Origin of the sequence: Priestia aryabhattai B8W22, from assembly GCF_000956595.1 — a bacterium.
GTDB classification, from domain to species: Bacteria; Bacillota; Bacilli; order Bacillales; family Bacillaceae_H; genus Priestia; species Priestia aryabhattai.
Window position 1 is genome coordinate 41,247 of sequence record NZ_JYOO01000020.1, and the last position, 12,146, is coordinate 53,392.

The following is a 12,146-nucleotide window of genomic DNA, read 5'->3' on the forward strand; positions in this document are numbered from 1 at the left end:
CTTTTCAAAAATATGGATATGTATATATATTCCCTTTTTCATGAGTGTTTATGTGATGAAATAAGAGATCCTGTTTTTTATTACTTTGGTTCATTTCTTCTAAAGCTTCTAATAAACATGTAGTAGTAAGGAAACCGAAGGGAGAGCTAGTAATGATTTCATTATGGGAGGAACATTTATTTTGGTTAGAAATAATTCAGGACCATGGTTATTTTGTACGCGATCACTTATCGGTGAAGGAAGTCGAATACGTCCAAACAGCTAAGCAATATATTCATTTGTTTGATGACTTGCTAAAACGACTGAACTATTTATCCCCTGATGTTATGCATAACGATCCTGCATTAATAGAATTCTCGAGAAAGGCCTGGTCAATTGCCAAAGGGTATTTTGATTTTGAAGGGTCTCTTCAGGCTCTTCGAATTGAAAACGAAGTGAATCTAAACTTATCTCCAACCTATCTTAATGGTACGTTAAGTGAAAATCAGGAATATTTAAGATTTTTATCTTATCTAGTAAAAGGAAAGGAGCCGGTTCCTCTTAGCTTAGTCAAATTAATGGATTTATGGCTGGAAGATCAGCTTGGACATGCCGTTTTGTTTAAAAACCTGCTTGATCCGATTGAGATTATGATATCTAAACAAGCAGATTTATATATCGGAAAATTTCAGGCATTCATTGTACAAAATCATCATTTAAAGGGGTATTTGCGATTTAAGCAGCCAGGTTTTGCAAGACAAACAGAATTTGCTTTAGAAGTGGGGAAAACAACTATTGAGATGAGCCAGTTTGTTTATGCTATGACCGAAAAATACAAGGAGAACAAGCTTTTAAATAAGGAAACGTTAAGGTTTCTGATACATCATTTTCCTGAGACTTGTTATTTTATTAAAAAATTGAGTTATTATGCTCCCGAATTGCAGCAAGAAGCCAACCAATGCTCATTAAGAAGAGTTTCCTATCTTTAAGATAAGCTAAAACATTTCATAGGGCCTAAATCCACTCCTGCTTTATATTTCTGTAAGCTTTATTTATATGTATATAAAAAAGAAAGGTCTACTTTAGAGGGGAGACCTTTCTGGAGGAGGACTAATTATTGAAAGTAAAAGGAGTGTGGTGCGTATTTAATTAGTTTGCTATGTAAAAGCTACCTCAATGGTCCAATCCCCAGTACTTTTTACATCGCCAGTTATACCTTTCAGTTCTTTTTCTTTCCTTAAAAAAGATTTCACTCTCAAGCTCACGCATCCATATCTAACAGCCGAATGATTCGTTCTTAATCCGTTTTTGATATTGACAGATTGGCTATATTTTGTGAGACTTAATATACATAATGTTCATTAGTTTACATCATGTGCAGAATGTGTGTTGATGGTACAAGATCGTTTAAATAGTCAATCATCAGAAACAGTGGCTGCACCCATACATGTCACAATTATATGTCTGACACTCAATAAAAGGTACACAAGGAGACGAACGATGTCTAAAAAAGCAAAAGTAGACCCTAGGATAAAAAGAACAAATAAATACTTAAGAAACGCTTTAGTGGAACTTCTTAAAGAGAAAGACGTCACAGCCATTACGATTCAGGAAATTACGGAAAAGGCGGAATTAACGCGGGGAACATTTTATTTGCATTATCAAGATAAGCAAGATTTTCTCATGCAGAGTATGAATGAAGTTCTAGAAGAGCTGATCGAGAAGGTGAAGCCTAGACAAAATGATGAGTATTCTTCAGAACTAGAAGAAAAAGATGAATCTGTTTCTTTTTTAAAGCTTTTTGAATTTATCTACGAACACGCGGATTATTTTAAAGTCATGCTAAGTGATCGAGGATTGCCTCAATTTAGAAGTCATATGACGGAAATTGTAAAAAAGAGAGTGTATGGAGAGCTAATCTCTTCGATTGGAGAAGCAGAGGACGGACTTGATATTCCTAAAGATATCCTGATTAGCTATATCACATCAGCTCATATAGGCGTCATTTGTTCTTGGTTAGAAAGTGGTATGAAATTTAGCCCTGCATTTATGGCTGATAAATTAACCAGCCTAACACTTTTAGGGCCAATTCGAGTGGCGGGTTTAGAAAATAAAATAAAGCTTCCTTACTGAAGCTTTATTTTTTAGTTTGTTCAAATGCGGATAAATATCTTTCTTCTTTACCATAGCTACTGTGATGGTTTGAAGAAACATGAACGCCGCATTTTTAGTTTTTTACAATCATGAAAGGCAGAGAGGAATTGTAGTATGAAAATAGAAAAACACTGGGGGATTGCTTTACTTGCAGTTTTAGCTATTGGTCCTGGTTTAATGTTAAACACTTCATTAAATTCTATACGTGAAATTCTCCAACAAACGTTTAACGATCAATCTTATATTTCGATAACACCCGTTTTAATAGGGGTTATGAGCTTTGCATTTTGTATTCCGTTTGGACCTATCCTTCGACATAAGCTAGGGGAGAGAAGGACGTATGTTCTTTCGATGTGTTTGTTTCTTATCGGAGCTATCGTAAGTATTGCTTCGAACAGCTTCTTAGGAATGGGCATTGGGCGGTTTCTGCAAGGGGGAGGAACTGGTTTAGCACTTATGATGATGATTCCAATGCTGGTTCTTTCTTTTCCAATTCAGAAAAGGAACTTGGCATTACTAATCCTTATTGGCGGATTTTATGGATCTAGCGTTGTGGGTATTTTTCTCGGAATGTTAGTGAACAGCTACGGACACTGGAGAGGGTTATTTTATATAGCGGCCGTACTTTCCTTACTGGGAATATGTTTCAGCTACAAATTTTTAACAAATGATCATGCTAAGCAACAGCACAAACATCATGAACCATTTGACATCATCGGTGTAGCGTTAATGTTTATGGTTACCGCATTTATTACGTTTACATTACTTAACCTTCAAAAATCAGGATGGACATCTACTTATGTATGGATAGGCATAGTAGGAAGCATCATTTTTTTATGCTTTTTATTCGTAGCAGAATGGCATATTAAAAATCCGTTAATTCCCTTTCGATTAGTGGCTTCTCGAAAACCAGCTCTCGCTATTCTGATTGCTGTTATAGGCAATATTAGCATGAGTTTAACTCTTTTATCACTACAGGGATTGCTCAAAAGTGGATCTGGTTTTGATAAAGGAGATATTTCACTGATCTATATCGGGCTTTTTGCGGGGATAGTAATTGCGGCCATATTAAGTGCCATATTATATGATAAAGTTGGACCGGGCGTATTAGGTATTATAGGAGCCGTCATTATTATGGGAGTGAACATACAGTGGATGTATTTAGACGGTCATGCTTCAGCTTTTCTCTTTGTTAGTAGCTTTGCCGCTCTAATCGCAGGAGTAGGCTTCACAGTCGCTGCAGGTCTTATGGGTGCTGCTTTAGGCGGACCACTACCAAGTTTAGTCCCTCGAATGGTCACGGTTCAATTTATAAGAGTTACAGTATCTGCGATCATCCCTGTAATCAGCAGTATCGTCTTTGCAAAGGTGTATAAAAATCACCTTGCGACGGTAAGCGCAGAGAGCCAGGTTGCTAGTAAAGAAAATTTCACTCAGTCTCTACATGTAAAATCTGAAATCATTACGTATCATACGTTTTCTACGTTTTCGTGTGTATTAAGCATTGTAGTATTAATTCTCTCGTTTTTGATGTTCCTAACAGGTAAGGGCCACAAGCTGGCTCATAAGCCGCATGATAAAGAAAAAAATAAAGAAAAGCTGAGTACAGAAGAGGTTCACATTAAAAAAACTACTCCCGTTTTTGAGCGTTCACCTAAAGAGGCTGTTTCGAATGGAGTCATTGGTGACAGCGAGTATAGAGAAGCTTTGAAAAAGTTTGGTCAGCCTAAACCTTCTCCTGATAAAATGCTGCATATGAGAGATCAAGAATATAGAAAAGCTCTTAAAAGGATGAAGGATATAGGACAATAAGTTAAACTGAAGGAATTTGAGTAAAGAATAGAAAGAGCAAACTCGCATGGCAGTGAGTTTGCTTTTTTAATTTCTACATGTACGCTTTGCAGATATGTTTTTAATAAATCAATAACTAATACAAAAATACAGTGCAAATATGTGTTAATTTATGTATAATTATTTATTATATAGAATAAAAATCCAAAAGGAGAAATAGATGAATCCCTTCATAAAAGAAAGCATTGAATCCCTTGATACACAATTAGGTATAATCCAAACTTGTATTAGTAGATTAGCAGATGATGATATTTGGAAAAAGTTCCGCCAAGAAACGAATAGTATTGGAAACTTATGTTTACATCTTGCGGGCAGCGAATATGCATTTATCGTCAGCATAATTGGTGGTAAGCCTTTTATTAGACAGCGATCTAAAGAATTTACTGATAACAGAGTAATGGATTCCGAGCAGCTAATAGAAAATTTAATCCTTACGCGACAAGAAAGTAAAGAAATTATCACAAATTTTGATTTTAACGATTTAGAAAAATCCATACAAATGCCTTCTACAACAAGTACATTAATTCCAGAACCAGGTAAAATACAGTCCTGTTTAAGTGTTATCTTATATGCCGTTGAACATTATGCTTATCATACGGGACAAATCGTTTATATGACAAAGCTACTTCAAATGAAAAATGAACATATCTTAAAATGGAGACATTGAATTTAATAACCCTGTTCAGAAACACTAATTATCCATATAAATTTTCAACTAATGCTGCAAGTTAATTTTTAATGGTAAAATTCAATAGGTTGGAAGGGAGGAAGTTTATTGTTATATCATCCGAAATGGAGCAAAGCAAAGAAACGTTTAATGGGTTTTGTATGCGAATCTTTGCATTCAAGAGTAGATTTTCAAGTGATTAATTATCGAAAAGCACATGACCAGTTAGGTAGAGCTGTCATAACTGTTGATAAAGTAGAAATGTTAAGTATGTGTACGATTACTGCCGAAAGAGAAGAATATTATAGAGAAAGAGATATTCGTATTCAGTCAGATGATTTTAGTTATGATAATGTTTTTAATAATCGAGCAATCCAGGAACAAGCTCATGAACAATTAAAAATGGAAGGTATTTATGCACAATATGATTTCTTTTCTGCTTTGGAAGAATATTTTAATTCACCAATTGAAGTATCTTTAAAGTCGAATGATCGGTTAATAAAAATATTGTGTATGTTGGACCGCCGTGTAGGGAAAAGAACTTTACGTAAAATGAAAGAGTTCATGTTAGAAGAAAATACATTAGTCCAGGATTTTTATAAATTACGTTGTGACGCAGAAAATATACATAGTAGCGAATAAACAAAACAGAACTTTCATAAAATAGGGAGTTCTGTTTTTACGCTTAATATTAATGCCAAAATTTAATAGAGCCTTTTGTTTAGATATATTTAGTATGTGAATTCGAGTTGTTTGTTTCAAAGATAATTTTCTCAGAGAACGTTTCTCTGCACATTAAATGCATGTATTTAGCTTGTTTCTTACTTTATCTAAAAAGTATGAAATAATGAATTTTATCCAAAAAAGGAAAATTAGTAGCTTTAAATTAAGGATACGCTTGAAGGGAGCTAAATCTATTTTGGCTTCGAGTTGGAGAGAAATTTTAGTGACTAGAACGGGAAAAAAGAGACTGTCCTATAAGATATTGTATGGATATAAAAGGACATTACTTTTGTGATAACGTCCTTTTACATAGCTAATTATTCTTTTTCAACTACCGTAAAGTATTGGACGTTCCTTTTAACAATGACCAAATCATTTGCTAGATCCAATATTTTACTTTTGTCTTCAAACCTATACTGTATGTAGTTCTTTGCACGAATAAGTGATTTAGCTTCAACTAAATGACTTATTTCACCATTAATTAGATGAAACGTTACTTCATACTTTTTCATAAGAAAACACCTCCATATTATCAATTTTTACTATTACTTAATTTCTGATACGCTTTCTTTTGACTGATGATTAAAAAGTTAGGTGTGTTCTATTAGGGCGAACAGAACAAAAAGCATATAACAGAACCAAGTTTTAATTGTCACATGGTACCAAGTTGGGTATATAGCTGTTGTTATTTAGTATATTTTAGATAGAAACAGTACTTATAGCTGTGTTACAATATTCCTGTTATGTAAAATGAAATTCATTTTATATTTCTATTTCGTTTTAACTTACTTATTAAAAATTCCATATTATGAATGGAAATTAGTTTACATAGGAAGGTTTCTAAAGTTGATTTAGAAATGAAATGGAGAGGTATCTGTGGAAAGAAATGAATTTAGAAGACAAAAAGCACTTCGGTCAAAAGAGAAGAGAAAGAAAAAGCTTAGCCAACATAATGCCTTAAACTTATCACTAATCTTTATATCAATATGCATTGTTTGTCTGCTAATCAACTTATCATTGAGATAGAAAAACGCTCACCAAAAAGAGTATGTAAAAGAGAGGAAGACAATTTAATATGAGTAATCAACAAACAGTGGCCGAAAGCTCTAACATCAAAGTACTGCCGATTATAACGTCGTTTCTTATTGCTGGATTTATCGGTTTATTTAGTGAAACAGCGCTAAATATGGCATTAAAAGAGCTAATTTCTGGCTTTGGTATTCACGAAACAACTGCACAGTGGCTGACAACAGGGTATCTGTTAACGTTAGGAATTTTGGTACCTATTTCAGGTTTTATTCTTCAGCGCTTTACAACCAGACAGCTTTTTATAGCATCTCTAATCTGCTCCATCATTGGAACATTTATTGCTGCTGTTGCACCAACATTTGGGGTACTCATGATTGCCCGTGTCGTGCAAGCGGTTGGAACTGCTTTACTTTTACCGCTTATGTTTAACACGATTCTTGTTATTATCCCGCCGCATAAACGTGGAAAGTCAATGGGGATCATCGGCCTTGTTATTATGTTTGCGCCAGCTGTTGGACCAACTGTATCAGGCTTAATCTTAAAAACATTAACGTGGCACTGGATTTTCTGGATTTCACTTCCACTGTTATTTGCTGCCTTAGTGTTTGGAGCTTTCTTTATGCAGAACGTTACCACACCAACGAAGCCAAAAATCGATATGATTTCTGTTGTTCTTTCAACAATAGGTTTTGGCGGAATCGTATTTGGATTTAGCAGCGCCGGAGAAGGCGGAGGCTGGGGAAGTCTACAGGTTATTCTAACTCTTGTGATTGGAGCTATTGCATTAGTTGCATTCTCTATTCGTCAAACGAAGATGAAAGAGCCAATGTTAGATCTTAAAGCCTTTAAGTATCCGATGTTTACAATTGGTCTTTTATTAATTCTAGTCTGCATGATGGTACTGCTGTCTGCGATGATGATTTTACCTTTGTACTTACAAACATCATTAGCTTTATCAACCTTTGCCGCTGGCCTAATGCTTCTTCCTGGAGGAGTGATTAACGGAATTCTTTCACCGGTTATGGGGGGATTATTTGACCGCTTTGGTCCCAAATGGTTAGTTATCCCTGGACTTGTGATTGTAGCCGGCACCATGTATGGTTTTTCAACCGTAACGCTAGAAACGTCAACAGGGTTTATCGTTGCTCTGCACATTGCGCTTATGATAGCCATTTCGATGATTATGATGCCGGCTCAAACAAACGGATTAAACCAGCTTCCACCTGAGCTGTACCCGCACGGAACAGCAATTATGAACACTTTGCAGCAGGTTTCTGGCGCAATTGGAACAGCTGTTGGAATTTCCATTCTTTCCTCAGGTTCAAGAAGCTTCCTTGAGACGGTATCAGATAAAATGGATCCATTAAACCAAGTTCTTGCCTTTACCAACGGTGTTCAACATGCGTTCATCTTTGCGATTATTGTTTCAATTGTTGGATTGGTTATCTCGTTCTTTATCAAGAGAGTCAATGTTGAACAAAAAGCACATTAATAAAAAACACAGACCATCCAATGGTCTGTGTTTTTTAGATTTACGAGAAAATTTTAAGGTTCTGTATCAGCCGTATTAATTTTTAAAAATCTGAGGCATTTGATTTATCCTGCTGCGACTCACCTCCAAGCACATTTTAAACAAAAAGTGAAGGCCATTAAATAGAAATTCGTTGCTTAAAAGAAGGTTTTTTTTGTAATAAGTGGACACTATAAGAAGAACTAGATAAAGTACGTTGAGGTGAGTTCGCTTATGATATCAAGAAAACACTTAGGATTTAATCTATCTATAATAGCGATTCCATGGTTGTCGTTGTTATTTATAGGGAAACGCAGCATAAGACGTTATTCGTTAGCAGGGGTTTTTATTATTATCTTAGAAATTATTAATCATTTGTATGGGCATCAGAGGAAGTGGTGGAGGTTCTACGACAAAAAAGATTCGTTTATAAAAGATGAACTTCCTTTTAGCATTGGGCCTTATATGCCACTTTCAATGTGGCTGCTTAAATCTTCGTATGGCAACTTTAAGAAGTTTATATTATTGAATATTATAGTTGATGGAATCTTTGCTTTTTACTTTATTGATGTTCTTAAAAGGTTGAAAATTGTAAGTCTAAACCGATTAAGTCATTTTCAATTTTTTATCTACCTTCATTACAAAGCATATTTGTTATATGGAGTGCAGTATTTATTTGAAAAGGTGAAAAAATGGAGTTGATTTAAAACCTTAAGTGGGATTACGTAGGCACCATTTTTTAATTTCGTAGATATAGACATCCCCTTATTATTCAAGCAATTGAACATGAATTTGATGTCTAAACTGTTGAGATCAAATTGACAAACGGAGATACTGTATCAGTCATGATTGATTAGTGATTTGCTTATGTTATATTTCAATCTTTAATGTAATTTAAAGTTAAATATATAGAAGAGAGCTGTTTTGAAGAATCAGCTCTCTCTTTTGTATGTTCCCATAAATCATTCATATAGATAGTATTCCAAATAATACAGCCACAATCGTCATAACTAACGCTGTTCCAATGGCATACTTGGCAGCAAAGCGAATATGGTCACCTATATCAATGCCAAGGAGTCCTACTAAGACATAAATAGAACCTTGAAGTGGACTTAATAGATGCAAGGGTTGCCCTAGTAAAGAAGCTTGACCAATTTCTAGTGGAGGGATGCCAAAGTGAGCAGCCGTTTCAGACATAATAGGAATAATCCCGAAATAGAAGGGGGCATTTGCCATAAAAAATGTGAATGGCATACTTATAAGGGCAACAATTACTGTTAATTTTGGGCCAAGAGCATCAGGAATAACGGCTATTAAAGTATCCGCCATAGCTTTAACAATACCTGTTCCATCTATAATTCCAGTAAATATACCTGCAGCAAATATCATGGAAACCACCGTTAATATATTCCCTGCATGAGCATGCAAACGTTCCTTTTGATCTTGTAAATTTGGGTAATTAACAATCATCACGATAGCAAAACCAATCATAAACAAAGCTGGTAATGGTAAGAACCCTAGAACTAAAGCAGTAAGAAGTAAAAGTGTTAAAGCTAAGTTAAACCAAAATAATTTTGGACGCTTTATTGATGCATCCATTCCTACATCAAGAGCTGCAGCAATTTCATTATTAAATTCTGTATCTATATTGATAACTCCCAGTCTTTTACGCTCGCGTCGTCCAAGGAAATAAGAAACCCCTAAAACCCAGATAGTTCCTGCAATCATAGAAGGAATAAGTGGTAATAGCAAGTCTGTTACATCTGCTTTTACAGCCGCCGTAGCTTGTACAGCAGGACCACCCCAGGGAGTCAAATTCATAATACCCATTGCTAACGCAGGAATACAGGCTAGAATAAGTTTATTCATACCTAATCGATTGTATAGTGGGAGAAATGCAGTTACTACAATTAGATATGTAATGGTACCGTCACCATCTAAAGCAACTATTAAAGAAAGTACTGCAGTACCCATTACAATTTTTAGAGGATCACCGCCAACCATCTTTATAATCTTCGCTACTAAAGGATCAAATAATCCTGTATCAATTAACACCCCGAAATAGAGAATGGCAAAGATAATCATAATTGCTGTCGGAGCAATGGTTTCAAGACCCTTCATCATCATTGGTCCTAAATCAGTGAAGCCGCCCAATAAAGCAAAAACAATAGGAACCACTGTTAATGCACTGAAGGCAGACAAACGCTTACTCATGATTAAATACATAAATACTACAATCATCGAAAAACCTAAAAATGTTAACATATTATACCCCCTCTAGAACTTTCTTTCATTTTCCCTCTTGTTTATCTTTAATGTCATACTTTTTAAATTCTCATGAAACTATTTAACTATCATTCTTTATTATAAAGCTGCTTTGCACAATCATTCATTAGTAGAAAACAATTGGCTTTTTTTACATATTATTGGTTTAAAACCTGGTATCAGAACGAATGTAAGGGTTTACAAAAAATCTAGCGTGAATTCCCCGCTTAAGCCCACCGTATATATAGAATCATTAATAGATTATTTTCTATTCTCGTGTTTCTTTAACTAATCACTCCTTTACTAAAATCTTTTGTTGATGATTGCTTAGAACCAAAGGTAGCGCTCTCATCATTTGCGTGTTAACAAGCAAAATACAAGTGTTAGGATTAATAAACTTATAGTCACTTTGTAATATCTTAGTAGGGGAGCAGTCAGATATCTCCGGATGATATCTAAAAATGATTTTACAGAACTAACTATATTCATTATTACAACTCATTGTTTGAAGTAATAATTATTACTTTTTATTTAATTGTTGTAATAATTGTGACTATTTAAAAGTATACTATCATGGCTTCTAATGAAAAGTAAATGTTTTTTTATAGAAATGAAAAGTGAAAGGGAAGTATTAGACTTAAATGAAAAAATAAAAAAGTGGTAAAAACATAAAATATCGAATTATTTTATACATTCGATATTTCATGCTTTTACCACATTCGTAAATTTAATCAGTGTAATGATAATTAATTTTTGTAAGGATTGAAGTGATTTTATCGAGACGATCCTTTGTCTTTTCTGGATAATTTATAGCTATCGCACTTACAAGATAATCGGCCACAAGTAGCGACGCTATAGGTGAATTATGAAAAGCGATACTACTCGAGCTACAAGTCAGTACTAAATCTGAGTACTTAACTAAAGGAGAAGAATAACTGTCGGTAATTGAAATGACCTTGGCATCGTTACTTTTGGCAGCTGTTACAAACTCAACAGTTCTTCTAGCGTACCTTGGAAAGGAGGTTGCAATAACTAAATCTTTAGAAGTTAAAGTAATTCCTTTATCCACCCAATCACTTAAGTCAGAGACAATTAGCTCACAGTTTCCGAGTAGTCGATTAAGCCCAAAAGATAGATGCTGTGCCACGGGTAAACCACTTCTAACGCTTGTACAAAATAGTCGTTCTGCAGAGACAATCATTTCTAACGCTTTATTTAGGCTCTCTGTAGAAATCATTTCTACTGTTGATTGAATGTTATTGAATTGACTTTCTGCACAGCGCATCCACAAATCACTCTCATCTAAGCCCTTCAAATTTGTTTCTAATCTGATTTGAGGAGCAGCATTGTTACGTAAAAGCTCCTGAAGTCCTTTTTGAAACTCTGCATATCCAGAATAGCCTAGACTAAAAGCTAATCTCATTATCGTGGTCGTACTAGTTTTTACTGTCAAAGCCAATTGATCAACCGTTAAAAAAGCTACATCGACAGGATTTTTAAGGATATAGTCTGCTACTCTCCGTTGAGTTTCTGTTAGTTGTGAGATATTATCTTTTAATTTTAATATTGGATTTTCCATACCTTCGCTCCAATTAAACAGATTATATTGTAAATTTTATTTTTTTAAGCATATAAAAAGTATTTATCACAATACTTACTTGAATTTTAGCATGTTTACTTTTTTATGTAAAAATGTTTCTTCTAAGTAATAAAGCTTAGGATATGTTTTTCCTGTGCTTTATTTATAAAAATAGATTTACTTTATTAGGTACCGGTGATAAGATACATTTAAGATTATAGTAATAAATATTACTTAAATAAAAAATGTAGTAATTTTTATTACTTTATTTATTTTTTACGATGTTTTTCTATCTTTTTCAAAAATGCAGCAAATAAACTGTAGATATTCTGCGAATAGGGGGGGGCAATATCTAATTTTATTACTTTAATTTTGTAAGCGTTATCCTG

10 protein-coding genes are annotated in these 12,146 nt (G+C 34.3%); 7 read left to right on the top strand and 3 right to left on the bottom strand.

Features of this window, described 5'->3' with window-relative positions; genetic code table 11:
- Positions 1 to 152: 152 nt before the first annotated feature.
- The 5 genes from N178_RS16175 to N178_RS16195 all read left to right on the top strand — a co-directional run bounded on the left by N178_RS16175 (position 153) and on the right by N178_RS16195 (position 5,293).
- Complete coding sequence (locus tag N178_RS16175; RefSeq protein WP_045293480.1) at positions 153 to 968, top strand: DUF2935 domain-containing protein; 816 nt, start codon at positions 153 to 155, stop codon at positions 966 to 968.
- Between the two features lie 511 nt (positions 969 to 1,479).
- The gene (locus tag N178_RS16180) at positions 1,480 to 2,112 is read left to right on the top strand and encodes a TetR/AcrR family transcriptional regulator (protein ID WP_045293482.1); all 633 of its coding nucleotides are present in this window, start codon (positions 1,480 to 1,482) and stop codon (positions 2,110 to 2,112) included.
- A 135-nt stretch (positions 2,113 to 2,247) separates the two neighbouring features.
- A complete protein-coding gene (locus N178_RS16185) occupies positions 2,248 to 3,945 on the top strand; it encodes an MFS transporter (RefSeq protein WP_045293484.1) in 1,698 nt (565 codons plus the stop codon).
- A 199-nt stretch (positions 3,946 to 4,144) separates the two neighbouring features.
- Positions 4,145 to 4,651: a DinB family protein gene (locus tag N178_RS16190; protein WP_045293486.1), complete on the top strand. Its 507-nt coding sequence runs from the start codon at positions 4,145 to 4,147 to the stop codon at positions 4,649 to 4,651.
- 108 nt (positions 4,652 to 4,759) lie between these two features.
- Positions 4,760 to 5,293: an SF0329 family protein gene (locus N178_RS16195; RefSeq protein WP_045293488.1), complete on the top strand. Its 534-nt coding sequence runs from the start codon at positions 4,760 to 4,762 to the stop codon at positions 5,291 to 5,293.
- Between the two features lie 398 nt (positions 5,294 to 5,691).
- On the opposite strand, the gene N178_RS16200 is transcribed toward N178_RS16195, so the two are convergent.
- Positions 5,692 to 5,886 (bottom strand): hypothetical protein, encoded by a 195-nt coding sequence (locus tag N178_RS16200; protein WP_013058394.1) that lies wholly within the window; start codon positions 5,884 to 5,886, stop codon positions 5,692 to 5,694.
- A 563-nt stretch (positions 5,887 to 6,449) separates the two neighbouring features.
- On the opposite strand from N178_RS16200, the gene N178_RS16205 reads away from it, so the two are divergent.
- Together N178_RS16205 and N178_RS16210 are read left to right on the top strand one after the other, a co-directional pair.
- Positions 6,450 to 7,895 (top strand): DHA2 family efflux MFS transporter permease subunit, encoded by a 1,446-nt coding sequence (locus N178_RS16205; protein WP_045293491.1) that lies wholly within the window; start codon positions 6,450 to 6,452, stop codon positions 7,893 to 7,895.
- 252 nt (positions 7,896 to 8,147) lie between these two features.
- Positions 8,148 to 8,615 (top strand): hypothetical protein, encoded by a 468-nt coding sequence (locus N178_RS16210; RefSeq protein ID WP_045293493.1) that lies wholly within the window; start codon positions 8,148 to 8,150, stop codon positions 8,613 to 8,615.
- Positions 8,616 to 8,879: 264 nt separating this feature from the next.
- On the opposite strand, the gene N178_RS16215 is transcribed toward N178_RS16210, so the two are convergent.
- Together N178_RS16215 and N178_RS16220 are read right to left on the bottom strand one after the other, a co-directional pair.
- Positions 8,880 to 10,178, bottom strand: coding sequence for a CitMHS family transporter (locus N178_RS16215; protein WP_045293495.1), 1,299 nt, complete (start codon positions 10,176 to 10,178; stop codon positions 8,880 to 8,882).
- Between the two features lie 727 nt (positions 10,179 to 10,905).
- Complete coding sequence (locus tag N178_RS16220) at positions 10,906 to 11,757, bottom strand: MurR/RpiR family transcriptional regulator (RefSeq protein WP_045293497.1); 852 nt, start codon at positions 11,755 to 11,757, stop codon at positions 10,906 to 10,908.
- Between the last annotated feature and the right edge of the window lie 389 nt (positions 11,758 to 12,146).